Raw genomic sequence first — 22,204 nt, 5'->3', positions numbered from 1 at the left:
TCGTCAGTTTTGACTGGTTAACAAGGGGAATGTGACTATGAGTATTTTTGACCACTATCAATCACGTTATGAAGCAGCCAAGGAAGAAGAGCTGACATTGCAAGAGTTCTTAGGGCTGTGTAAAGACGATAAAAGTGCTTACGCTAATGCTGCCGAGCGCTTATTACTAGCCATTGGCGAACCAGAGGTTATTGACACCGCTCAAGACCCTCAACTGAGTCGTATTTTCTCGAACCGTGTCATCTCACGCTACAGCGAGTTTAAAGATTTCTACGGTATGGAAGATGCGATTGAACAGATTGTTTCTTACTTAAAACATGCTGCGCAAGGTTTAGAAGAACGTAAACAAATCCTTTACCTACTTGGCCCTGTGGGCGGTGGTAAATCTTCTCTCGCTGAAAAACTCAAAGCCCTGATGCAGAAACTACCAATCTATGTATTGTCTGCTGACGGTGAACGAAGCCCAGTAAACGATCACCCATTCTGTCTATTCGATGTTAACGAAGACGGCGACTTATTGAAGAACGAATATGGCATTGAGAAACGCTATCTTCGCTCAATTATGTCTCCGTGGGCAGCAAAACGTCTGCACGATTTTGGCGGTGATATTTCCAAATTCAAAGTCATCAAACTGCGCCCTTCTATTCTCGATCAAGTTGCGATCGCGAAAACAGAGCCAGGAGATGAAAACAACCAAGATATCTCGTCTCTGGTTGGTAAAGTTGATATTCGTAAACTTGAGCACTTCTCTCAAGATGATCCTGATGCTTACAGCTACTCTGGTGCGCTATGTAAAGCCAACCAAGGTGTGATGGAATTCGTGGAGATGTTCAAAGCACCAATCAAGGTATTGCACCCTCTACTAACGGCAACACAAGAAGGTAACTTCAACGGTACCGAAGGGCTTTCTGCACTGCCATTTGACGGTATGATTCTGGCTCACTCGAACGAATCCGAGTGGCAGACCTTCCGTAACAACAAAAACAACGAAGCCTTCCTAGACCGTGTGTACATTGTAAAAGTCCCTTACTGTCTGCGCGTTTCTGAAGAAGTTAAGATCTACCAGAAGCTGCTGGAACACAGTGAACTGTCCAAAGCCCCTTGTTCCCCGAGCACACTCGATCTGCTATCGCAATTCAGCATCCTATCGAGACTGAAAGAACCTGAAAACTCTTCTCTGTTCTCAAAAATGCGTGTTTACGATGGTGAGACTCTAAAAGACACCGATCCAAAAGCGAAGAGCTACCAAGAGTACCGAGATTATGCCGGCGTTGACGAAGGCATGTCTGGGCTATCAACGCGTTTCGCCTTTAAGATCCTATCTCGTGTGTTTAATTTCGACCAAGCCGAAGTGGCCGCGAACCCAGTGCACCTGTTCTACGTTATTGAGCAGCAAATCGAACGTGAGCAGTTCCCTCAAGAGACCGCTGAGAAGTATCTAGAGTTCTTGAAAGGATACCTAGTACCACGCTACGTAGAGTTCATCGGTAAAGAGATTCAAACCGCTTATCTAGAGTCTTACTCTGAGTACGGTCAGAATATTTTCGACCGCTATGTCACCTACGCAGACTTCTGGATTCAAGACCAAGAGTACCGCGATCCAGAAACAGGCCAGCTATTTGACCGTGCTTCTCTGAATGGTGAACTAGAGAAAATCGAGAAAACCGCCGGTATCAGTAACCCTAAAGACTTCCGAAATGAGATTGTGAACTTTGTGCTTCGTGCCAAAGCCAACAATAACGGTCAAAACCCAGTGTGGACGAGCTACGAGAAACTGCGCACTGTGATTGAGAAGAAAATGTTCTCTAACACAGAAGAGCTACTTCCTGTTATTTCGTTCAATGCTAAGACCTCAACGGATGATCAGAAAAAACATGACGACTTCGTTGCTCGTATGATGGAAAAAGGCTACACCGAGAAACAAGTGAGACTGCTATCTGAGTGGTACCTAAGAGTTCGTAAATCCTCATAACTAAACGGTATTGAGCTGCTCAACTGAGCAGCTCGTATAAACCAATAACTTTTATATCCAATAAACCAATTACTCTTATACCCGAATAAAAAGTAGGATCGCGACATCAGCTGAGAGGGAGTTCTTATGGCACAATTTATCGATCGGAGGCTCAATGGCAAAAATAAGAGTGCTGTGAATAGACAGCGTTTCTTACGACGCCATAAAGAGCAAATCAAAGAATCTGTGGCCGATGCAGTCAACCGACGCTCAATCACCAATACTGAAACGGGTGAAGACGTCACTATTCCCCATAAAGACATCAAAGAGCCAAACTTTCACCAAGGTCAAGGCGGCGTTAGAGAGCGCGTTCACCCAGGTAATGATCAGTTCATCACTGGCGATAAAATCGAACGCCCTAAAGGTGGCGGTCAAGGTGGTGGCTCAGGCCAAGGCGACGCAAGCCCAGATGGCGAAGGCCAAGATGAATTTACCTTCCAAATTTCAAAAGATGAGTATCTTGATATTCTCTTTGAAGATTTAGCTCTACCTAATCTAGAGAAAAATCAGGTCAATAAAATCACCGAATGGAAAACTCACCGCTCTGGTTACCAAAGCGCGGGGATTCCATCTAACATCGCTATCGTTCGTTCACTACAGCAATCTCTTGCTCGTAGAACCGCGATGACAGCAGGTAAAAAGCGCGAGCTGAACCTACTGATGGAGCAGCTTGACCAAGTTAAAATGACGGAGCCGGCGCAACCTTTTGAAGAGGGTCGCCTCAAAGAAGAGATTGCCGAGTTACGTAAAAAGATTGAAAGCGTGCCGTTCATTGACACCTTCGACTTACGTTTTAAAAACTATGAGAAGCGCCCTATTCCATCTAGCCAAGCCGTGATGTTCTGTCTAATGGATGTGTCCGGCTCAATGGATCAGGCCACAAAAGATATTGCGAAGCGCTTTTATGTTCTTCTGTATCTGTTCTTAAACCGCACCTACGAAAACGTCGATGTTGTGTTTATTCGTCACCATACTCAGGCTAAAGAAGTCGACGAACATGAGTTTTTCTACTCACAAGAAACCGGTGGCACCATTGTTTCGAGTGCATTGAAATTGATGAAGGAAATCGTCGCAGACCGCTACCCTGCGAATGAGTGGAACATCTATGCAGCACAAGCCTCTGATGGCGATAACTGGGCTGATGACTCTCCTCGTTGTAAAGAGTTACTGGTCAATACGCTTCTGCCAACTTGCCAATATTACTCTTACATCGAAATAACGCGCCGCTCTCATCAAACGCTTTGGCACGAATACGAAAAACTCGAGAGTAGCTTTGACAACTTCGCCATGAAAAACATTAAAACGGTGGATGATATTTTTCCTGTGTTTAGAGAACTGTTCCAGAAAGAGACAGCGTAAGGGAGTTTGCCATGACAGCGAAATCAAACGTTGCAGAGAAAGACAAAGCTGCAGAGAAGAAAAACGACAAGATGCTGCCTGATGGTCCAGATTGGACATTCAACCTCTTGGAGAAATACCACGTAGAAATTAAGCGTGTGGCTCAGCATTACCGTTTAGATACTTACCCAAACCAGATTGAAGTGATTACTTCAGAACAGATGATGGATGCCTACTCGAGCATTGGTATGCCGATCAATTACAACCACTGGTCATTTGGTAAGAAATTCATTCAAACCGAGCAAAACTACAAGCATGGCCAAATGGGCTTGGCGTACGAAATCGTGATCAACTCCGATCCTTGTATCGCTTATCTGATGGAAGAGAACACGGTCACAATGCAGGCGCTGGTAATGGCTCACGCTTGTTACGGCCACAACTCTTTCTTTAAAGGCAACTACCTGTTCCAAACATGGACCGACGCCAGTTCCATCATCGATTACCTGTTGTTCGCTAAGAAGTACATTAGTGGTTGTGAAGAGAAATATGGCGTCGCTGAGGTCGAGCAGCTCCTTGATTCTTGCCATGCACTGATGAATTACGGCGTAGACCGATACAAACGCCCTGAGAAGATTTCCATTGCAGAAGAGACAGCAAGACAAGAAGAACGTGAAGCTTATCTGCAATCTCAAGTGAATGAGCTTTGGCGAACCGTTCCTCAGAATAAAAGTAAGGAAGAAGAGACCAAGATCCGCTTCCCTAGCGAGCCTCAAGAGAACATTCTCTACTTTATCGAGAAGAACGCACCACTGCTTGAACCTTGGCAGCGTGAGTGTGTTCGTATTGTTCGCAAGGTGAGCCAATACTTCTACCCTCAGAAACAAACTCAAGTGATGAACGAAGGCTGGGCAACCTTCTGGCATTACACCATTCTTAATCATCTTTACGACGAAGGCTTGGTGAGTGATAAGTTCATCTTAGAATTCCTACACAGCCATACCAGTGTCGTCGCACAACCCGCCTACAATAGCCCTTATTTCAGCGGAATAAACCCTTATGCGCTTGGCTTTGCGATGTTTAGAGACATCCGACGCATCTGTGAAGAACCAACCGATGAAGACCGAGAATGGTTCCCAGATCTGGCAGGAAGTGATTGGTTAGAAGCGGTGCACTTTGCGATGCACAATTTCAAAGATGAAAGCTTTATTAGCCAATATCTTTCTCCAAAAATCATTCGAGACTTTAAGCTGTTCTCTGTACTCGACGACGACCGTAAAAACACCATTGAGGTAAGTGCCATTCATGATGATCCGGGCTATCGCCTGATTCGTGAGAAGCTTGCGGCACAATACAACCTAAGTAACCTTGAACCGAATATTCAGGTGTTTAATGTCGATGTTCGTGGTGACCGTTCAATGACACTGCAATATGTGCCTCATGACCGTATCCCGCTTGATAAAGGCTACGACGAAGTGATGAAGCATCTTTATCGCTTGTGGGGCTTTGATGTGATTTTGGAAGAGCTCAAAGACACGGGTCATAGAGAGATTCTGACGACTTGTCCAAAACGTAATGATTATGGAGCCAAGATTTAATATCAATCACAGTAAGTCAGTGCTTGGTATAAAACTCCGCTCCCCCTACAACATAGTGGTCACCCGCTCGGAAGTGGAGCAATAAAAAAGCGCATAAGTCTGATGACTTATGCGCTTTCTTTTTAAGGCTCAAACGTCTGTAAATGAACGTAAGGCACTAAGCCTAGAATTAGATACTAGAGCTAAAACAGAATAAGCTTAAACAATCGGCTTTTGACCGCGTTCAATCAGCTTCATCAGCACGCTGTCTGCAGATTTACCTGCCACGCCCGCTAGTTTGTCTGAAAGCTTTTTCTTCTGTACGTAGTGAATCGCTAGAACTGTTTTGTCCTTACATGCCGCTACGACTAAATCATCAGAAGTGCTGATCTCATCCACCAGCCCAAGTTCATGTGCTTGTGTACCAAACCAGTGTTCACCCGTTGCTACTTTTTCAAGATCTAACGCAGGACGATGATCACGGATGAAGTCTTTGAATAGGCCATGTGTCTCTTCTAGCTCTTCTTTAAACTTCTCGCGTGCTTTATCGCTGTTCTCACCAAACATAGTTAATGTACGTTTGTACTCACCCGCCGTTAACTGTTCGAACTCAATATCGTGCTTTTTAAGCAGTTTGTTGAAGTTTGGCAGTTGAGCGATAACACCAATAGAGCCAACAATAGCAAACGGTGCAGATACAATTTTGTCTGCGATACATGCCATCATGTAACCACCACTTGCTGCGACTTTGTCTACCGAGATAGTCAGAGGCAAACCTGCCGCTTTGATACGATCAAGTTGAGAAGACGCTAAACCATAGCCGTGAACCATGCCACCGCCAGACTCAAGTTTAAGCAATACTTCATCACCTTCACGAGCCACAGCCAGAACCGCCGTTACCTCTTCACGTAATGAAGCCACTTCTTTCGCATCAATGCTGCCGTTAAAATCGAGAACGAATAGATGTGGTTCACGCTTGCTATCAAGCTCACCCTCTTTCGCTGCTTTCTTCACTTCTTTACCGCGTGATTTTACTTTCTCTTTTTCCGCTTTCTTTTCTGCTTTATCACGGGCTTTGATGAAAGCATCATCGTGTAGATGGTGCTCTAATTGTTCAATCGTCTGTTTGTGGTGTTCAGATAGGTTCGTGATTTCCAGCTCACCTTTAATCGCGCTTGATTTCCCACCCACAGATTTAGCAATCACTAAAATTGCGATGATGGCGATTACAACGGTCGCAATCTTGGCTAAAAACAAGCCGTAGTCCAACAAAAATTCCAATGTCACATCCCCAAATATAAAAAGTTTAACACCCGAACCCGTTAAAGCCTTTTGGCATAAGGGGTCGTGATAATTCAATAAGTTTCAAAAATACCATTTTTGACTACATTTATGCCTAATTCAAGTTTAATACTAGGCACACAAACGTAATACTAGGAATCGCTAATACGCTAGCCACACCGCATTGTAACATTTCACTTCTAAATCACTAACTAGTATAATTTAACTGCGGCTAGGCCTGATCATATTAGCTTGGCTACTTGTTGGTGGTGTCGTGAAGCTCGAAGTTCTTGGAGGTCTAGGCCAATGGATATCAAATAACGCATTTTTAATTATGCTTATTCTTGCGGTTGTTAGCTTTTCTGTTGGCTATATCGTCACATAATCAATACAGATGTTTATGTGTTCGATAAAGACAAAGAGATTCTAGAGCTTAGAGCGAAGCTATCGCATGAAGCTTCCGTTAATAAGCTCATTACAGAACGCGAACTAATGCACTGGCAAGGAAGATACGAAAAGAGAAAGTATCAATGGTACTTCCCTGTATTGGTTGGTGCTGGCCTTATGGCTGTGTTGCAATTATTGATTAACAAACAAAGACCGCATTTCGCGGCATATTAAATGAGGAAAAACATGGGACACTGGACGTTTCTATTAATCGCGATTGTTGGAGAAGTGATTGCTACTTCTGCTTTAAAAGCGAGTGAGGGGTTCACTAAGTTAGCACCATCAGCAATTGTTGTTGTTGGATATGCTGTAGCGTTCTACTTCTTGTCTTTGACGTTAAAGCACATACCCGTAGGTATCTCTTACGCTATGTGGTCTGGGATAGGTATTGTTCTTATTTCTGGCACCTCTTGGCTCTTGTACGGGCAAAAACTTGATGCTGCAGCTCTAATAGGCATAGCATTAATTGTTACCGGAGTCTGTGTAATCAACGTGTTCTCGAGCGTTTCAGCTCACTAAAAGTAAGGCCGCATATAGCGGCCTTTTTTGTAGTTATGGAGTATCCCTCCTAATACCGTAATCAGCAACCCTGCCCTCTTCCCTTAGATACTCTGACGATTTCTTAAGGTAAAGGCCACCAGTCGCTTTAGCAGCACCAGAAATTCGACTCTTAACACTTTGCTTCAATTTGTCACCGGTTAGCGATTTAGGCGGATTGCGTTTGTTAAACTCACGGATTTCACAAAGGCTCTTATCTTTGGCTTTTGGATTATAATCTTTAGCGGCCTGTGTGAATTGCTCCATCAAGCTTGTTCGCCTGTCCTCTATGCCACGTTCTTTAGCCTTAACAGCAAATCTATGCTTTTGAGTTTCTGACTGCACTAGAGGGTTAAATCCTAAGCTCTTGCCAAATATCTCCCCTGCAGTGAAGTTATCGACAATCGCAGCACCAGAAGCAGTTTTACTTGCCCCCTCACCAAACATGTCACTCCACTTCAAAGCGGTCATTACGTTTTGATGAACAGTGGCGACAGCTTTGCAACACCATCGTAGACCTTGCCCTGCTTGAACTTATCAACCGCTTAGCCGTAACTTGATAGAGAACTCAATGTAGGACCACCGAAGCTATTAGCGTAGACCTCATTAAGTCAGTGAACGATCTTGGTGAATCAAAGGTACGGACAAACAAATCACTCACGCTAGTACGCGATTGCAGGTCTAAACCAGTACCAACAGACAATGGCCCTAGAGTTATCGTCGCAGCCCATCGAGAACCCATAACATCTGTTAACTAGTTACGAAGCTCGATTTTTGCGTCTACCGGCTCATCATCACTTAAAGCAGCACTTAGTATATCAATTAGCAATCCTGCCCCTGGCATACCAGTAACACCAAACATTACAAAACCAACTGCAGCAAAAGCAGCGAACGTTCTACGCGCTTCGTGCTTCTCTACTGCGCTCTGGAACTTGCTCATGTTGAGTGCAAGTGAAGCGTTTCGACCAAGGAAATACGCCATATTCTGACTGTATAGCCAGAAATGAGTGATAACTTTCATGCTTTGGTTACGCATAAAAGGCGCTCGATTACTAGCTTTGTAGTTAAAGTGAACCTGCTCGACTAGATCAGTTGTTTTCTGAATTAGCTTCTCTTGCGCCATGTTAGGGCTTCTTTGCTTGAGCAGACGGTAAGCAGAAAATACCGGCAAAGGAAAATTTAATAGATCACGCATGTAATCCACGTTTTCCATTAGATTTTGCTCTGCTTACGCGTTTGGGTTCGACTTGCCGCAGTACTTGCAGCTTAGTTCTGCCTCGGTGAAGTATTCGTATTGCTGCTTGCCCATTTCCCCATCCTCTCTTCAATTATCTGAATCTCTTCGCGCATTTCACTACGCAAGCTCTTAATGTCACTTTCAGCACGATTAACGCGACTAAACAGCTCCATTTGCTGCCCATGAGAGTGCTTAACTGCCCCTGCATGTTTTGGTTAGATAGCTTAAAGTCCTCAACGGATGAGTGAAGATTGGCAACAGCGCCGGTGAGATAATTGACATTTGAAACGATATCGACTTTCAACTGCTCACTTCTGCTATCTTCGCTGCGCCGCAGTATCACATTTACCATCGCGATGGCTACAATAAGCGCTACAAGGTTAATAAGATAAATTTTGGTTTCAGTTTTCATAATTACCAGACACAAAAAAGCCATCAGGAAAAGGCGATGGCTTTGTTTTTGATTTATTCAACGACGTAGGAGCCACCAAGCACCCACCATCGATTCAACTAACACCCTGAAAGCATCATAACCACACAAGCAACCTCCCATGTAGCACCCCAAACGAAACCAATTAACACAAACCTGACAATTAAAATCAAAAATGAACCTACCATCCTTCGTAAAACTCAAAAAGACGAATGTGAGTCGGAATAATATTATTACGATTATCGAATCAATATTGATAAGGGTATCAATTAACAGGAGCGCCCCATGAAAGTTCTAGAACTTGAAAGTCTACTTAACCGAATCACTCCAATTATCTCTGATATGGAAGCGGAATTAATTTGGCCTGAAGAGGCGAAGCGCTTTATTGGCAATGCAGTTTCAGCACTTGATGAAGATGACACTTTATCTAAACAACTAATCGAATTGCTTACATCAACTCAAGACGCTGAAACAGACGAAAGACGTTTAGATCTTTTGAACTATGTAGAAGAGGTTGTTAACCAAGAATTTGAAGAGCTTTAGTCACATGGCAGGCTTACACACACTTTTGTTCATTGGCTGTCTGCTCTTAGCTTGTTGCAACCAGAACGATCCAATTGACAACATCGTTGTCGAGGAATTTTTAGAGATTGAAGAACTTGAAGAGTTCGAACATTTACATAGTTAGGAGAAACCAATGAAAAGATTAACGGCAGCAGCCCTAATCATCTCTACAGCATTTGGCGCTTCTTGCGCTCACGCTATTAATAACTCTTCTCAATACAATCTGGATGTTTACGAGAGGTTTCAGTCACTTCGTGATGGAGAGGCTTACAACATTTATGCAGGTGCAGAAGACACTAGACGCATGTTGGTAATGGAAGCGAAGTGGTATCCATTCCCAGAACTAAGCACAGGCATATGTGAAGACACGGCAAAACGTGTAGGCCATGAATATGCAGCATCTAAAGGCGTTGCCGTGGCGCTATCAGACGCCACCAGCATCTATCTTGACGGCACTTATGGCTACTCGTTCAAGGTGACACCAATTGTCGTGAAGCCTAAAGGTTTCAAGCTCCAAGCTTAATTACGCACCGGATTAATAATCAATTCAATATCGGATTGATTGCCAAATTAATACTTATTCATCAACTAGGGGAAACACCGATGAAAAAATTATTAGTTCTATTAGTAATCGCCACTGTCTTCACGATGGTTAGAAACGAAGTTAAACAACTCGACCATGAGCCGCAGTCTTCATTCTCTCAATCATTCCTAGAAGACTTAAACCAAGACCTCAAAACCCAGTTTACAGGTAAAAGAATCGACCAGTTCACCACTGTGAAAAGCTATGAAGCGACAAAGGTTCAGGACTCCGAAGCGTATTTAGGTCACATGGTGATGAGCATAGACATGGACTTTTCGAAATTACTTAACACAGGCCTTGTTGACCGTGAAAACTATAAAGCAATGTTGTGCGAACAACTAGCAGGACTAACGAAAGACGAGATGGCAGCGATGGAGAAATTAAAAAGTAAAACCACCATCGATAGTGTTGCTATATCGCTAACGCATGAGTTTACCGATGGCGTGGCAATCACTGTTCAGAAAGAACTTTAATTAATCATTCATCTCACTAGGGGTAGCAAGATGAATAAATGAAAATTCAGTCAGGTACGCTGCTTTCAATTGGCGCTGTGACTTTCGTTTTTGGTCTTATTTTAAATCTAAGCATAGCGGCACTCTTGTTTGCTTGCTTATGCCTTTACAAAGCACTTTCAGCATTAGGCTTTGTGCTTGCTAAGAAGACTAAAACTGGCGCGTGGATGCTACGCCAAAACCAAACCTTTTTTAGCGTGATCACTGTGGACACTGTTTGGCTTCGCTGCCCTATTTACTATGAATTACCAAGTTAAGCTAAGCCAATGCGCACTTGGCCTAGCAATGACGGTTATTCCAATGACAGGCATTTTCATTATGGATGACGCAGCAGAACGTGAAGAGAAGATCTGTGAATACAAATGAACTAAGTCCCCAGAGCGAGAAATGGAAAGAGATATCAGCCTTATCCTGTGTGCTAAAGACACTATAGCTAACAGTCAAACGCAAGGAATGTCTTTGTTGTTCGCAAGCTTAACAGTGTGGAGCTAACCGATGCCTAAGTGCTTTCAAGTCGTAAGACGTGATGAAAGAAACCGTGATGTGACTCTTTTACTTACATCAATCAAGAACAAGGCCGTGGACGAGATAACAGCTCGCTTTCAACTTGTAAACTCGCACAAGCGCGACCGCGTATTGGTTCGCAACTGCAAAGAATCATTCTCTGTATTTCGGCCAACAAGTACCGAGCTAGTACTCAGCGCTAAATACTACATCCGAGAGGTGAATTAACGATGACAAGGATTGGCGATCTTAGATTGGCTCGACTGAGAGCCAAAGCCGAAAGGTTCTCTGTTTTATACGGAGTGCCACTAACGGTTCAGTTTGGAAAAAAGGAGTGAGGCTGGTGGATGGCTCACTTAAAGAATTGTCGAGCTGTGAGCTCGAGCTAGATGCTATGGACAAGTTTCTAGATGGTCTTAACGCAGGATGGCGATTACGAATGATGCTGAGAAGAGTGATTTGGTCATTTACACGTTAACAGAGTCAGTTGGGAATACTCCCCCGACCTTTCTTATACAGGACACAACAAAAAAGCGCGTAATGCGAGAGTTCAACAAGAGGATGGGCAATTACCGATTCAACCTAAAGGAAGGTGAGTACCTTAGGTTCTTTGAGGGCGGAACGCTCCATTTGTTCGAGCGCAACAATGGTGTTATCGATGTAAAACGCATTCTCCAATTTACAGTGTCAGACACACAAGAAATCAGGAAATGATTATCAAAACAATATTAAAAAGGGTATCAAATGCTAATTCGTGCATTTAAGAGGCTATTTCCAAAAACGTTCCTTAACGTTGAGCTTGCTAGGTACAACACCGAAATGATGGATCTAATGTTTGGTGAAAATGCTAGGCACAAGCGCATTGCCAAGATGTTCAATTATGACCGTGCGATCAGGATGATTGTGAAGTCCCACAATTCAAAAACTAGCGAGGCAGGACTCCACGGGGTAAGGGTTGCCGAGGCCACCGGTGAAGAGAAGATCTTTTTATCAATGATTATGGTGGCCCGTCACTTCCTTGGCACCAAGTGCCGCATAGATCATAACTTAGGTGCGAAGTATCTAATGCGTCTACACACCATGATCACGAATAGCCTTGAGTCTGGCACCGTAGCCACTACCCCACTGCTAGCCTACATCATTGAATATCTAAAGCTGTCGGTTGAAGAGATGGAGGCGTAATGGACGAGAGTGTAAAGCGCTTAGGCAAAGGTCACTCTAATATTGATGGAGAAGAATATATGTCTATTCGCTTCTTTAATACCCATTACGACACAGACCTAAACGTTAGCCTAATAGGGCGAGAATTGAAGTCCGAGCCCCCCCCTTTCTTCCAGCAACCTGTGACCTCATGACAAAAGGTGTTTGGTTATCGGGTAAGTGATATCAAGCGTCACGTTAACAAAAAAGCCAACATCGGAATTTAGAGAAACATATTGATTCGATTATCAAAATAATATTGGACACACTATCAAATGAAATTGCATGACTCACGCACCCTGTGCCTGTACCACCTAATGAACGAGATCCTTTACCGTCCCGACTGCATCCAGAAGATGAATTGACGGTTATTGATTGCGGTGGTTTCGACTCGAACACCACACGTTTGGTTATTGCCATGGCCGATCTCGTTCTGACTCCTACAACGGATGATGCGGTTGATCAGTTTGGGCTAAATATGTTCGCGGATACCCTAGCCTCTTTATCTGCAATTATCGGTAAAGACGTTGTGGCTCATGTTCTGCCTAACCGTATCTAGCATGCACGATGAACACGAGCTAGCTCTTGATGGATATCCAAACCTCGAGCTATTGCCATTTATCATTCCACAAAGCACAGACATTACCAACGCGGCTTTCACAGGTACTGGCGTTCTTAGTGGGAACGTAACTTACAAGTACCACCAGCTAGCAACTCATATTAGCGAGGTTCTAACTGCATGAATGGCCGTGTTGATTTGCTTGGGAACCTTGGCGCAAAGCTTAAAAGCACACAGCCAAAGGATGAAGAGTTCAACATCCACACGGATGAGACTTACCCATTTCATTACACCAACATGCCGGTTTCATTGCGCTAGCGGTTCAAGAAGCTGAAAAGCGAGGGACGCGTGGTTGGTACTTACACTTCGTTCGTCAAGAACGCTATTGCTCAATCATTACAAATTGCGGAGAAAGAATGAAAAAACATCAAAGAAACATTGCGGCATTAACACTGCTCATCGCGTTTTGCGCGTGTGTGGGCTATGCGTTAATGAACCCAAACCACTATGTTGAAAATCCATGCCCGAACTCCACTTGTGAATCAAGCTCTGAATTTGACTCAGATAGGCATGAGCGTTTCATAAATAACCACAAATCATGTAAAGACTGCTCAAAGTTGCACTAATTTAAACCTTGTTACATTTATAGGCCGATTATTGATTATTTTCGGCCAATAAATGTTTCACAACTGAGTTCGATCGTGTATATTCACTCTCAAGCCATTTCACATATGAGTCATCTCCTGCGGTTAACTGGCATAGGTTTCAATATTGAAACCACCAATGGATAAATGAGTCAGCTATAGACTCTGAAAAGGCAAATTTAATCTAAAGTTGTCAGCTTATCTGGCATCACAAATAGGAAACTATGTAATGAAAAAATCAATTATTGCTATGGCTATCGCGGCTACATCATTCGGTTCAATCGCTGGCGTTACTTACCACGCTCCAAGCGAAGAGATGGCTAAGAACCTTGAACCTTACCAAGTATCTGTTCGCGCTTGGGAAGAAGCTAAAAACATGCGTTTTACTATGGCTGACGCTCATCTTTACCACTACCACTCAGTAGTAACGCCAAACGAAGCAAACAAGATGCCTCTGAAAGTTACTGGCACTTTCGACCCTGCAAAAATGATGGTTGATGATATTCGTCCGGGTAAGAAGATCAGCATGTATAACATCATGCGTGACCGCGCAGCGATCCAAAGCTACGTGATCATGAACAAAGACGGTGAAATCCTTTCAGAAGATTACTGGTCAAACACAGAACAAACGACAAACCACCACGTTATGAGTGCTCACAAGTCGTTTAGCTCAATGCTTGCGTTCGCTGTTGCCGAAGCCGGTTACTTCAAAATGTCTGACCCTATTGGCAAGTACGCGCCAGAGCTTAATGGTTCAGGCTTCGAAAACGTTAGCATTCAACACTTCTCTGATATGACTGCCGGTGTTTGGGATCTTCCTAAGTCTCGCGATGACTACCACAACTGGGGTATGACTGGTCTTACTACTGGTTCATGGGATTCTCACATGGCTGTATCTGTTGGTTACAACGGCCTTGTTGAAAACGAGAAAGGCGAGCTTGTTCCACCTGCAGACGCTTACGGCCAACTAAACAACTTTAGCGAATGGCTAACAATGTTTGGTAAAGAAGTTAGTCCAACTGCAGAACCTGGTACGTTCTACGCATACCGCGATATTAATACTGAAATGCTAGGTCTAGTGGTAAGCCGCGTTACTGGTATGCCTTACTCAGAAGCGTTCGACAAGTTCATTTGGCAGAAAGGTGGCTTTAACCACCCAGTTAGCTTCTTTGTGAACCAAGAGAAAGAAAGCGCTGCTTCTGGCTCTATGAACATTACAGCTCGTGACTTCGCTATCGGCTCATACCTAATGGTTAACGATGGTAAGAACTTCAAAGGCGAGCAAGTTCTTCCTATGTCATACATCGATGCTGTTAAAGAGGGTGACGAAGTAGTTAAGAACGCTTGGGCTGACCGTGAGTACGAAGCTGCTGTATATCCTCAAGCGTTCTACAAGAACCAATGGCGTACAGTTACGGATCCAGAAACAGGTAAGACGTTCTCTACCATGATCGGTGTTAACGGTAACTTCTCAGCGTTCGACCACGAATCAGGCAACATCATCGCGCTTCAAGGTGCGTACCGCGAGCCAACAGGTTTCGCATTCGTTGAAGTGTACGTTCGTGACGTAATCCAACCAATCTTTGAAGAACTAGCGAAGCGTCAAGCTAAGTAAGTTCTAAACCTTAAGCTGGTGGCGGCTCACCACCAGCTTCTATTTACCAATGAGTTGTTACGACTGCTCATCGATAAATATTCTATGAATCCCGAGGTATTAACATGAAAAAAACTGTCTTAGCTGTGGCTCTTGCAGCGGTCACTACTGGCGCGTTCGCTGATGGTGTAACCTTTCACGCAGAAGATAAAGCAATGCTCGAACGCACTGCTCCACTAGGCATCACACAAGCCAATTGGGACTCTAACGAATACGTTTCTATGTTCTACGTTGAGCCACAACGTACCAGTGAACACGCAGTTGTTGAAAAAAGCTCAAACCCACGAACTTTCGAGAAGTCAGACAAAACACTAGACCTTGCCTCAATCCAAGTTCAAGACGTTGACGGCTTCCCTCTGCCTCTTTACGACTTGCTACGCGACCGTCTTCACAACCGTTCTATGGTTGTTTTACAAGACGGCAAGCTAGTACACGAACACTACTGGTCAGGCACTAACAAAAACACAAAACAATTCACTATGTCGGCTGGCAAGTCGATCACCAGTTCTCTAATGGCTATCGCTCAGTCAGAGGGATACTTGAATTTCAGCGATCCAGTTGAGAAATGGCTACCAGAAGCGAAAGGCACTGTTATAGGCGCTTACCCACTTCAATATGTTTCTGATATGCGTTCTGGCTTCGCTCTTATCGATCCAGTACCTAACGTCTACGGTGACGATTGGGATACTTCAATGGAACATGCGATCTCTTGGAAAGGTCACACTGACTCTGAATGGATTGGTATTAAAGACTACACGCCACACCTTAAAAAACTATCTTACACGCAAGGTGAGAAGTACGAATACCACTCATACAACACTGAGGTTCTTGGCCTAGCGACTCAACGTGCTATTGGTAAACACTTCACTGATTACCTGCAAGAAAAGATTTGGGAAAAAGGTCAGTTTACCTCTGACACAAGCATCATGGTTGATAAAGAGGGCACTGTTATCGCTTGTGGTTCTATGGGTATGACAACTCGCGACTTTGCGAACATGGGTGATATTTGGGCCCACGATGGCAAATCCCAAAACGGAGCGCAAGTAGTTCCTAAAGAATGGCTAGACGCTGTTTGGGCAGGTAACGATGAAGTTCGTAACGCTTGGGCTAAAGGCAAAGAAGCTGGTCTGGCTGATGGCTTCTACAAAGATCAATTCCGCATCCTAAACCTTGGCGGCAAGGATTGGATGATCGCGGTTGGCGTATTCGGTCAAATCATCGCGGTAGAACCGGACTCTAAAACAGTAATCGCTATGTTCAGTAGCTACAGCGAACCATCATCGCCACGTCTAGCAGTTGGCTTCTTCCACACCGCCATTCCTGCTATCGAAGCGGCTATCAAGTAATAACTCTCATTGGTTGGCGGATAACTGCCAACCTTATTTACCAATGGGCTGTCACGACTGCTCATCGATAAATATTCCAAGAATCCCGAGGATTAAAATGAAAAAAACTATTCTAGCTCTAGCTCTAGCTCTAGCAGCTACAACTATGAGCGTTAACGCAGCTTACTTAGACGAAAACACAGGTGAAGTGGTTGTTCCTGAGAACCCAGAACTATTAGGTGATAGCGCTCGCGGTGCCGAAGATGCGCCAGATCCAAGCGACCTAACAAAAGTTAACTCGTTCCTATGGGGTCAAGCGAGCAATAAGAACGACTTAAAAGTTAACCTTGGTCTTGCTGGCGCATTCTCTGAGGGCAATAACTACATGGCTCTTATAGAGCACAACTACAACACCAAAGAAAAAGCAGATAATTCACGTTTGCGTTATTTCCAAGTATTAGACACGGGGTTAACTGCGCTGCCGCAAGCAGGTGTATCGATCGATTATATGCGCGGTTGGGGTAAGAACTCTAGCGATCTGGTAGCAATCGGTACTATCGGTAAGGTTGCAACGCCTTGGGAGTCTTTCACCTTGTTCCCGAACGTTGCTTATGTAACGGGCAATGCTAAACATGATGCTGGCAAAATTGATACTACGGGTTATCAAGCAAACCTATATGGTTCATTGTCTATCAGCGATTGGGGTCAATACATCATGTTCCAACCTCAATACATGCACTTGGATTCGAAACAGAATCAAACTGGAGCTAAAGTGCCCGTTGATATTTCAAAAATGAAAACCGTATACGGTCAACCTTTCACAAGTGATGGTAAGTGGTGGTTTGACGTTACTCACGAATACACAAACACCCAAACCAAAGAAAAAATTGAAGACAAGAGCTTAAACGAGCATCGCTTTGAATTTGGCGTGGCTTACTACTTCTAAGAACCAACGACTAATCACGAAAAGCTAGGGCATTGCCCTAGCTTTTTTTTTCTCAACTCAAAATCAAAATTAAAACCAGCACCAAAACCAGAACCAGAACCAGAACCAGAACCAGAACCAGAACCAAAAATGAAACAATACACAGCAAATTTGCATCATATAAGCAAACCCCACTGCAAATGAAATGAATTTTTACGATCAAATTGAGAATTAACACTTCACAAATGAACCAATCACACGTACAGCTCACCCCGAAGTCAAAGATGAAACACAAATAGTAGTTTCGTATCTTTTTGTGATTTATTTATTAACTTTAAATTTCAATAAAATAACTTAGGATTTTCTAATGAAAAAACTAGCAGTAGCTTCGGCAGTTCTAGCAGTAATGGTTTCATCTGCAGCATTCGCAAACGTATCTCTAGACGTGTATTCAGAGCGTGTAACAAACGCAAAAACTGGTTTCTTCGGTGACAGCAGCGCAAAGCAAGGTGCGATTATTGGTTTCTCTCCAATTGAAAACGTCTCTTTTTGTGCAGAAGCAACTACAGCTAAAGATCTAGACCTTGGCGCGGCTTACACATTTGAAATTAGCGAGCACTTCTACGTTAAGCCTCAAATGGGCTACGTTGCTAAGTTTGGCAAGAGCAAAGACATCAATGGAAAAATTGACTTTAAGGAGGATGCTGGCAACAGCATTGATTCTTTCCACGTTACAGGTGTTAAGTCTGACGTGGCGAAGTTTGGTCTAGAAACTGGTGCTAACTTTGGTGAGTTCTTCACTTCTGTTCGTTACCGCGTAGATTACGATGTAACACCATTTTCAATTGACGTTAAAGGCAAAAAAGACGGCAAGGCACATAAAGAGAATTTGGCTAAGGAACGCAGCCAAATCGGTCGTACTGACTTGTTAGTTGGCTACCACTTTGACGCTGTAACTCTAACAGCTAAAGCTATCCACAAAGCTGAACTAAACAAAGACCTAAAGTCTAACGGTGACTTTGGCAAGAAAGTTAACAGCGCTCTTAAAGGCACTGATTGCCGCTACGGCTACGACTCTAACTGGACAAGCGAAGTTAAAGCTACTTTCACTAGCTTTGATGGCGTAGCTCCTTACGTTCAATACGCTCATAACCACCAAAACAGCGACAACGCTATTAAGTTAGGCGCTAAGTTCGCGTTCTAAGAACACCAGCAACGAACTTACTACCGGAGCAAGGATGCTCCACCCTTCCGAGACTTAAGACAAAGAGACACACAGAATGAAAAAGACAATTATTTCAACTTTAATCCTTTCAGCACTATCAGCAACGGCACACGCTGGCGCATTCGTTGAAGCAAGCGCCGAGTCTGCAGGTAAGCAAGGTGAAGCGAATAACACCATCATTGTAGGTTACGACTTCGATAAGATCGGCTCTTCTATCGCTCTTGAATACAACAAGAAGCGCGACTTTGACCTAACAGCGAAACACAATATCCAAATTACTGATAACTTCTCTCTTGTTCCTGAGCTTGGCTACGTATGGAAAACCAAACATGGCAATACGAAAGACTTCGACATTGAAATAATGCCAGGTGGTAGTGAGTACGCTTATTCTGGTACAGCTAAACAAGTTAATTCAGACGTTATCAGAGCTGGCCTAGAGGCGGCTTACAGCTTTGATAACGGCATCTTCACTTCTGCTCGCTATCGCCTAGAAACGGGTAGCGCTACTGTGGTTGAGGGTGTACGTGATCGTGGGGATGCATCTGCTACTCTATTCAATGAGAGCAAGCGCTCTACGATTGGTCGAACTGACCTAACAGTAGGCTACAGCTTTGACGGTGTAGTAACCCTAACGGGTAAAGCAATCCACAAGACACAAATCGGCACTATGAAAGATGTAACTGGTAGTGATAGCGCTACAGACTACGAAGCAAAAGCAACGGTCGCATGTTTAGGCCCACTAGCGCCTTACCTACAAATTGCAAACAAAGATATGCGAGATTCACGCGACACCACCTTTAAGCTTGGTGCGAAATACAGTTTCTAAGTATGTGTTTGAGCGCTATGGATGGCGCTTATTGTCCTAAGTCAAAGGCCGTTCGCGGCCTTTTTTTCCCTCAATAGGTTTCTCCATGAATAAGTTAGTTAAACAAACAAGTTTTGCCTACATCCTCCTTATGTTTGCTGTGATCGCAATTAGCCTAAAACATATACCTAAAGTTATGGCTGGTACTCAATTCACTGAGGGCGTTCACTACACAGTCCTTGATAGAGAGGCCACCAGCGAGCCAGAAGTTAAAGTCTTCTACACGCCTTACTGCCGCCCTTGTGGAATTATGCACTCTCCGGTTCATCTGATGGCTGAACGCGCTAACGTTAAGTACGTAGACGTTCCTATGAAAGTCGGCAAGCTTGGCCGAGAGATGCAAGAGAGTATCCTTGCTGCCAGAGCTCAGAATCTTGAAGCGCCCTTTACCATTGCCCTACTGGCAAGCATCCACATGAAAATAGACCGTTCTCCTGAGACGCGAGAAGATTTAGCAAAGCTTTTGGAAATTACAGGAGCGAACCCGGATGAGTTTAGAACCGGTTCAAAAGAGCTTACACAACAGGCAGAAGAACTGGATCGAATGGCAAGCGACTACAACATCAACAAAACGCCAACGATCATCATTAATGGCAATAAAGAGGTTCATCTTCCTAGCCTCGCTAGCTTCGATGAACTAGATCAACTTTTGAACTTCCTTTTTTAATGGGAATAACAACTGAATAAATATAAGGCCGCTTCTAGCGGCCTTTTTAATATTACTTTGATAATCGATTTAATATTAAATGAATTATTATTCGGTGAATATTAGCGCTTTTGGAGGCTTTGTTGCGTAATTAAATTTAGAGATAGAGCCAACCCGTTTCGCTTGTTTCTTAGTCAATACGACAAGTTTCAGGCATACCTAACCCAGTAAGCTTGTTCAACGCTTTTATCATCGCGTAAGTTTCACCCACCTGGGCATTGTAATTTCTTAAGCTCAGTTTCCCTCCTAGCAACTGTTTAACTCGATACATCGCTGTTTCTGAGAGTGAACGTTTGTGGTATCCATACCGCTCTTTCCAATACTTATTTGAGTCGTATAATTTCTGGCAACCCACGGCGAAATTTCGAGGGTGACCACGCTCCCAGAAGGCAGCCCCTTCTCTTGGGGGAATAAGCGCAATAGCTCCCTTAATCTTAATAGCAGCGTGACACGCTCTCGTGTCGTAAGCGCCATCACCAGACACCTCAAGGATACTTCGGCGTGTTTGTTTCAGTAAGTTCGGGAGTACTTCTCCATCTGTAACCGTCGATAAACTTAGCTCGGCGGCAATGATCTCATGAGTGTTGGTATCGACTGCAATATGCAGCTTTCGCCAGACTCTACGCTTGCCATCCGTCCCATGTTTTTTGACTTTCCATTCACCTTCGCCATAAACCTTAAGGCCAGTAGCATCAATGGCTAGGTGCTGTATCGCTCCTCTCGTTTTAGTCTTAAATGAAACCTCAACTTGCTTGGCTCTACGACTGATGCAGGTGTAATGCGGACAACTTAACGGTACATGGGCTAACCTAAATATCGAGTCGATAAATCCTTGCAGCGCTCTCAATGGCATAGAAAAAACTCGTTTGACCATGAGTGCTGTCGTGATAGCTAAATCACTGAACCGACGCGGCCTACCGCGCTTATTCTGTTTGCTTTGCGCCCATCCGCTTATTGCTTCTTCATCAATCCAAAAAGTCAGAGAACCACGGTTAATGAGTGATCGGTTGTATTGCTTCCAGTTGGTTGTTTTATAACGAGGCTTAGGCATAGGACTACGAGATAGAGTGGAGGTAGCTGATCAGATCGTAGGTTCTTGATTTAGTTCCATTGAATTACGCAACAAAGCCGCTTTTGGATGCGCGATATAAATCGAAGATAACGCATCACCACCCTTTACTTTATAGCTAACGCTCTTATCTATTTTCTCGTCTGTCTTCGCTGCATCGATAACAATCTGGCGCATTACTGTAACCAGTGTTGCCTTGTCCGTTGTCGTGGTTGGCGCTATCAATCCTATGTTGAAGCTCGAGAACACCCAAGCTCAAAGCGAATACCAAAGCTATTTGATGGCGTACGTACCGTTGGGTAGAGCGCACAACCAAACACCTAGACGGTACGGCTATCGTCAGGCTTATCAACTTCGTGCTTTGCATTACCATAGTAAAAAGGCGCCTCGGCTTGCGTGTTGTAGTTCTTGATGATTTAGTCTGTAAACCCCATCCCGTAGTCCACCAGCCTAGCTACGGTGTAACGTGTGATTGCCATATTAAATACTCCTATCGAAAGTCTTAATGTCACTACCAAAAATCAAGGTGGCCACACCATATGTTTTGTAGTCTGCAGTAATGACGAACGCGCACCGGTCATGGGCATAATTAGAAGTACCGGTAATGTTATTGAACTGAAAAAGGTTCAGCTTGTGATTGTACGTTTCTTCGTTCTCAGCCAACCCAATCACCCCATGTAGGTTCGCCCATAAGCGCGAGATACTGACATCACCGATATCCGATACTTCTACTTGATTGTTACTGGCGATACTGGCTTTTGCTGCAGTTAGTACCAGGTCGAAGTCGGCATGATGAATAGTGTGTTCACTGTTCCTCACCACTCCCGGTGACTGAGCGGTGTTTGTCTTGAATCGATGGCCTAGCCGCGTTCTCATGGTGTAAGGCATAGTATTTCCTTATTGGGTGATCTTCTTAAAGTGCCTACGTGCGTTGTCTTCCGCTTCACACAGGGTAAAAACAAATCGTTAGCGAGGTTCGAATAGTTCCGATAAAAGGCAGAGCGGCTAAGGCCG

Annotated in this window: 28 protein-coding genes; 21 read left to right on the top strand and 7 right to left on the bottom strand. The window is 44.0% G+C overall.

Annotation, left to right across the window (positions count from 1 at the left end; translation table 11 throughout):
* Positions 1-37: 37 nt before the first annotated feature.
* The 3 genes from OCV20_RS05740 to OCV20_RS05730 all read left to right on the top strand — a co-directional run bounded on the left by OCV20_RS05740 (position 38) and on the right by OCV20_RS05730 (position 4,944).
* A complete protein-coding gene (locus OCV20_RS05740) occupies positions 38-1,972 on the top strand; it encodes a PrkA family serine protein kinase (RefSeq protein WP_048607448.1) in 1,935 nt (644 codons plus the stop codon).
* A 126-nt stretch (positions 1,973-2,098) separates the two neighbouring features.
* Complete coding sequence (locus tag OCV20_RS05735; protein WP_017062133.1) at positions 2,099-3,370, top strand: YeaH/YhbH family protein; 1,272 nt, start codon at positions 2,099-2,101, stop codon at positions 3,368-3,370.
* 11 nt (positions 3,371-3,381) lie between these two features.
* Positions 3,382-4,944 carry a SpoVR family protein gene (locus tag OCV20_RS05730; RefSeq protein ID WP_086775541.1) on the top strand — a complete coding sequence of 521 codons (1,563 nt, stop codon included), beginning with the start codon at positions 3,382-3,384 and terminating at the stop codon, positions 4,942-4,944.
* A gap of 198 nt (positions 4,945-5,142) precedes the next feature.
* Here OCV20_RS05730 and sohB read toward each other — a convergent pair whose 3' ends face one another.
* Positions 5,143-6,204: a protease SohB gene (gene sohB, locus OCV20_RS05725; RefSeq protein WP_009849001.1), complete on the bottom strand. Its 1,062-nt coding sequence runs from the start codon at positions 6,202-6,204 to the stop codon at positions 5,143-5,145.
* Between the two features lie 402 nt (positions 6,205-6,606).
* On the opposite strand from sohB, the gene OCV20_RS05720 reads away from it, so the two are divergent.
* Positions 6,607-6,825 carry a hypothetical protein gene (locus OCV20_RS05720; RefSeq protein ID WP_086775542.1) on the top strand — a complete coding sequence of 73 codons (219 nt, stop codon included), beginning with the start codon at positions 6,607-6,609 and terminating at the stop codon, positions 6,823-6,825.
* A gap of 12 nt (positions 6,826-6,837) precedes the next feature.
* Positions 6,838-7,170: a DMT family transporter gene (locus OCV20_RS05715; protein WP_086775543.1), complete on the top strand. Its 333-nt coding sequence runs from the start codon at positions 6,838-6,840 to the stop codon at positions 7,168-7,170.
* Positions 7,171-7,203: 33 nt separating this feature from the next.
* Here OCV20_RS05715 and OCV20_RS05710 read toward each other — a convergent pair whose 3' ends face one another.
* From OCV20_RS05710 to OCV20_RS05700, 3 genes are all read right to left on the bottom strand, one after another.
* Positions 7,204-7,659 carry a hypothetical protein gene (locus OCV20_RS05710; RefSeq protein ID WP_086775544.1) on the bottom strand — a complete coding sequence of 152 codons (456 nt, stop codon included), beginning with the start codon at positions 7,657-7,659 and terminating at the stop codon, positions 7,204-7,206.
* 283 nt (positions 7,660-7,942) lie between these two features.
* A complete protein-coding gene (locus OCV20_RS05705) occupies positions 7,943-8,383 on the bottom strand; it encodes a hypothetical protein (RefSeq protein WP_086775545.1) in 441 nt (146 codons plus the stop codon).
* Between the two features lie 133 nt (positions 8,384-8,516).
* The gene (locus tag OCV20_RS05700; RefSeq protein WP_086775546.1) at positions 8,517-8,837 is read right to left on the bottom strand and encodes a hypothetical protein; all 321 of its coding nucleotides are present in this window, start codon (positions 8,835-8,837) and stop codon (positions 8,517-8,519) included.
* Between the two features lie 303 nt (positions 8,838-9,140).
* Between OCV20_RS05700 and OCV20_RS05695 the strand changes: the two genes are divergently transcribed.
* The 16 genes from OCV20_RS05695 to OCV20_RS05620 all read left to right on the top strand — a co-directional run bounded on the left by OCV20_RS05695 (position 9,141) and on the right by OCV20_RS05620 (position 20,082).
* Positions 9,141-9,398, top strand: coding sequence for a hypothetical protein (locus OCV20_RS05695; RefSeq protein WP_086775547.1), 258 nt, complete (start codon positions 9,141-9,143; stop codon positions 9,396-9,398).
* 154 nt (positions 9,399-9,552) lie between these two features.
* Positions 9,553-9,942: a hypothetical protein gene (locus OCV20_RS05690; protein WP_086775548.1), complete on the top strand. Its 390-nt coding sequence runs from the start codon at positions 9,553-9,555 to the stop codon at positions 9,940-9,942.
* Positions 9,943-10,022: 80 nt separating this feature from the next.
* Positions 10,023-10,475 (top strand): hypothetical protein, encoded by a 453-nt coding sequence (locus tag OCV20_RS05685; RefSeq protein ID WP_086775549.1) that lies wholly within the window; start codon positions 10,023-10,025, stop codon positions 10,473-10,475.
* 38 nt (positions 10,476-10,513) lie between these two features.
* Positions 10,514-10,771, top strand: a complete 258-nt coding sequence (locus OCV20_RS05680) for a hypothetical protein (protein WP_086775550.1) — start codon at positions 10,514-10,516, stop codon at positions 10,769-10,771.
* The gene (locus tag OCV20_RS05675; protein WP_261881428.1) at positions 10,755-10,880 is read left to right on the top strand and encodes a hypothetical protein; all 126 of its coding nucleotides are present in this window, start codon (positions 10,755-10,757) and stop codon (positions 10,878-10,880) included. Before OCV20_RS05680 ends, OCV20_RS05675 begins: the two co-directional genes overlap by 17 nt.
* 129 nt (positions 10,881-11,009) lie before the next feature.
* Positions 11,010-11,246 (top strand): hypothetical protein, encoded by a 237-nt coding sequence (locus OCV20_RS05670; RefSeq protein WP_086775551.1) that lies wholly within the window; start codon positions 11,010-11,012, stop codon positions 11,244-11,246.
* A gap of 516 nt (positions 11,247-11,762) precedes the next feature.
* The gene (locus OCV20_RS05665) at positions 11,763-12,200 is read left to right on the top strand and encodes a hypothetical protein (protein ID WP_086775552.1); all 438 of its coding nucleotides are present in this window, start codon (positions 11,763-11,765) and stop codon (positions 12,198-12,200) included.
* Between the two features lie 319 nt (positions 12,201-12,519).
* A complete protein-coding gene (locus OCV20_RS05660) occupies positions 12,520-12,777 on the top strand; it encodes a division plane positioning ATPase MipZ (protein WP_086775553.1) in 258 nt (85 codons plus the stop codon).
* Position 12,778: 1 nt separating this feature from the next.
* On the top strand, positions 12,779-12,961 hold the full coding sequence (locus OCV20_RS05655; RefSeq protein ID WP_086775554.1) for a hypothetical protein: 183 nt from the start codon (positions 12,779-12,781) through the stop codon (positions 12,959-12,961).
* Positions 12,958-13,095, top strand: coding sequence for a hypothetical protein (locus tag OCV20_RS05650; protein WP_157896359.1), 138 nt, complete (start codon positions 12,958-12,960; stop codon positions 13,093-13,095). The genes OCV20_RS05655 and OCV20_RS05650 overlap by 4 nt, the downstream gene beginning before the upstream one ends.
* 555 nt (positions 13,096-13,650) lie before the next feature.
* Positions 13,651-15,036: a serine hydrolase domain-containing protein gene (locus OCV20_RS05645; protein ID WP_086775555.1), complete on the top strand. Its 1,386-nt coding sequence runs from the start codon at positions 13,651-13,653 to the stop codon at positions 15,034-15,036.
* A 104-nt stretch (positions 15,037-15,140) separates the two neighbouring features.
* On the top strand, positions 15,141-16,421 hold the full coding sequence (locus tag OCV20_RS05640) for a serine hydrolase domain-containing protein (RefSeq protein WP_086775556.1): 1,281 nt from the start codon (positions 15,141-15,143) through the stop codon (positions 16,419-16,421).
* Between the two features lie 97 nt (positions 16,422-16,518).
* Entirely contained in the window at positions 16,519-17,346 is an 828-nt protein-coding gene (locus OCV20_RS05635) for a hypothetical protein (protein WP_202910150.1), read from the top strand.
* Positions 17,347-17,692: 346 nt separating this feature from the next.
* Positions 17,693-18,529, top strand: a complete 837-nt coding sequence (locus OCV20_RS05630; protein ID WP_086775557.1) for a hypothetical protein — start codon at positions 17,693-17,695, stop codon at positions 18,527-18,529.
* A gap of 76 nt (positions 18,530-18,605) precedes the next feature.
* Entirely contained in the window at positions 18,606-19,376 is a 771-nt protein-coding gene (locus OCV20_RS05625; protein ID WP_086775558.1) for an oligogalacturonate-specific porin KdgM family protein, read from the top strand.
* 85 nt (positions 19,377-19,461) lie between these two features.
* Positions 19,462-20,082 carry a thioredoxin domain-containing protein gene (locus OCV20_RS05620; RefSeq protein ID WP_086775559.1) on the top strand — a complete coding sequence of 207 codons (621 nt, stop codon included), beginning with the start codon at positions 19,462-19,464 and terminating at the stop codon, positions 20,080-20,082.
* 169 nt (positions 20,083-20,251) lie between these two features.
* On the opposite strand, the gene OCV20_RS05615 is transcribed toward OCV20_RS05620, so the two are convergent.
* The 3 genes from OCV20_RS05615 to OCV20_RS05605 form a co-directional block, all read right to left on the bottom strand.
* Positions 20,252-21,172 carry an IS5 family transposase gene (locus OCV20_RS05615; RefSeq protein ID WP_086773621.1) on the bottom strand — a complete coding sequence of 307 codons (921 nt, stop codon included), beginning with the start codon at positions 21,170-21,172 and terminating at the stop codon, positions 20,252-20,254.
* A gap of 30 nt (positions 21,173-21,202) precedes the next feature.
* Positions 21,203-21,367 (bottom strand): hypothetical protein, encoded by a 165-nt coding sequence (locus OCV20_RS05610; RefSeq protein WP_261881427.1) that lies wholly within the window; start codon positions 21,365-21,367, stop codon positions 21,203-21,205.
* A 303-nt stretch (positions 21,368-21,670) separates the two neighbouring features.
* The gene (locus OCV20_RS05605) at positions 21,671-22,078 is read right to left on the bottom strand and encodes a hypothetical protein (RefSeq protein WP_086775949.1); all 408 of its coding nucleotides are present in this window, start codon (positions 22,076-22,078) and stop codon (positions 21,671-21,673) included.
* Between the last annotated feature and the right edge of the window lie 126 nt (positions 22,079-22,204).

It is taken from the genome of Vibrio coralliirubri (genome assembly GCF_024347375.1).
Taxonomy (GTDB): Bacteria; Pseudomonadota; Gammaproteobacteria; order Enterobacterales; family Vibrionaceae; genus Vibrio; species Vibrio coralliirubri.
This window is presented reverse-complemented; position numbering and strand designations above follow the sequence as displayed.

Excerpts from the sequence above, each read along its gene's own strand:
- OCV20_RS05675 (WP_261881428.1), top strand. The coding sequence starts at position 10,755 with ATGAATTACCAAGTTAAGCTAAGCCAATGCGCACTTGGCCTAGCAATG.
- OCV20_RS05710 (WP_086775544.1), bottom strand. The coding sequence starts at position 7,659 with ATGACCGCTTTGAAGTGGAGTGACATGTTTGGTGAGGGGGCAAGTAAA.
- OCV20_RS05665 (WP_086775552.1), top strand. The coding sequence starts at position 11,763 with ATGCTAATTCGTGCATTTAAGAGGCTATTTCCAAAAACGTTCCTTAAC.
- OCV20_RS05730 (WP_086775541.1), top strand. The coding sequence starts at position 3,382 with ATGACAGCGAAATCAAACGTTGCAGAGAAAGACAAAGCTGCAGAGAAG.
- OCV20_RS05630 (WP_086775557.1), top strand. The coding sequence starts at position 17,693 with ATGAAAAAACTAGCAGTAGCTTCGGCAGTTCTAGCAGTAATGGTTTCA.
- OCV20_RS05695 (WP_086775547.1), top strand. The coding sequence starts at position 9,141 with ATGAAAGTTCTAGAACTTGAAAGTCTACTTAACCGAATCACTCCAATT.
- OCV20_RS05735 (WP_017062133.1), top strand. The coding sequence starts at position 2,099 with ATGGCACAATTTATCGATCGGAGGCTCAATGGCAAAAATAAGAGTGCT.
- OCV20_RS05635 (WP_202910150.1), top strand. The coding sequence starts at position 16,519 with ATGAAAAAAACTATTCTAGCTCTAGCTCTAGCTCTAGCAGCTACAACT.
- OCV20_RS05615 (WP_086773621.1), bottom strand. The coding sequence starts at position 21,172 with ATGCCTAAGCCTCGTTATAAAACAACCAACTGGAAGCAATACAACCGA.
- OCV20_RS05700 (WP_086775546.1), bottom strand. The coding sequence starts at position 8,837 with ATGAAAACTGAAACCAAAATTTATCTTATTAACCTTGTAGCGCTTATT.
- OCV20_RS05685 (WP_086775549.1), top strand. The coding sequence starts at position 10,023 with ATGAAAAAATTATTAGTTCTATTAGTAATCGCCACTGTCTTCACGATG.
- OCV20_RS05680 (WP_086775550.1), top strand. The coding sequence starts at position 10,514 with ATGAAAATTCAGTCAGGTACGCTGCTTTCAATTGGCGCTGTGACTTTC.
- OCV20_RS05645 (WP_086775555.1), top strand. The coding sequence starts at position 13,651 with ATGAAAAAATCAATTATTGCTATGGCTATCGCGGCTACATCATTCGGT.
- OCV20_RS05650 (WP_157896359.1), top strand. The coding sequence starts at position 12,958 with ATGAATGGCCGTGTTGATTTGCTTGGGAACCTTGGCGCAAAGCTTAAA.
- OCV20_RS05610 (WP_261881427.1), bottom strand. The coding sequence starts at position 21,367 with ATGCGCCAGATTGTTATCGATGCAGCGAAGACAGACGAGAAAATAGAT.
- OCV20_RS05620 (WP_086775559.1), top strand. The coding sequence starts at position 19,462 with ATGAATAAGTTAGTTAAACAAACAAGTTTTGCCTACATCCTCCTTATG.
- OCV20_RS05740 (WP_048607448.1), top strand. The coding sequence starts at position 38 with ATGAGTATTTTTGACCACTATCAATCACGTTATGAAGCAGCCAAGGAA.
- OCV20_RS05670 (WP_086775551.1), top strand. The coding sequence starts at position 11,010 with ATGCCTAAGTGCTTTCAAGTCGTAAGACGTGATGAAAGAAACCGTGAT.
- OCV20_RS05655 (WP_086775554.1), top strand. The coding sequence starts at position 12,779 with ATGCACGATGAACACGAGCTAGCTCTTGATGGATATCCAAACCTCGAG.
- OCV20_RS05715 (WP_086775543.1), top strand. The coding sequence starts at position 6,838 with ATGGGACACTGGACGTTTCTATTAATCGCGATTGTTGGAGAAGTGATT.
- OCV20_RS05690 (WP_086775548.1), top strand. The coding sequence starts at position 9,553 with ATGAAAAGATTAACGGCAGCAGCCCTAATCATCTCTACAGCATTTGGC.
- OCV20_RS05705 (WP_086775545.1), bottom strand. The coding sequence starts at position 8,383 with ATGCGTGATCTATTAAATTTTCCTTTGCCGGTATTTTCTGCTTACCGT.
- OCV20_RS05605 (WP_086775949.1), bottom strand. The coding sequence starts at position 22,078 with ATGCCTTACACCATGAGAACGCGGCTAGGCCATCGATTCAAGACAAAC.
- OCV20_RS05625 (WP_086775558.1), top strand. The coding sequence starts at position 18,606 with ATGAAAAAGACAATTATTTCAACTTTAATCCTTTCAGCACTATCAGCA.
- OCV20_RS05640 (WP_086775556.1), top strand. The coding sequence starts at position 15,141 with ATGAAAAAAACTGTCTTAGCTGTGGCTCTTGCAGCGGTCACTACTGGC.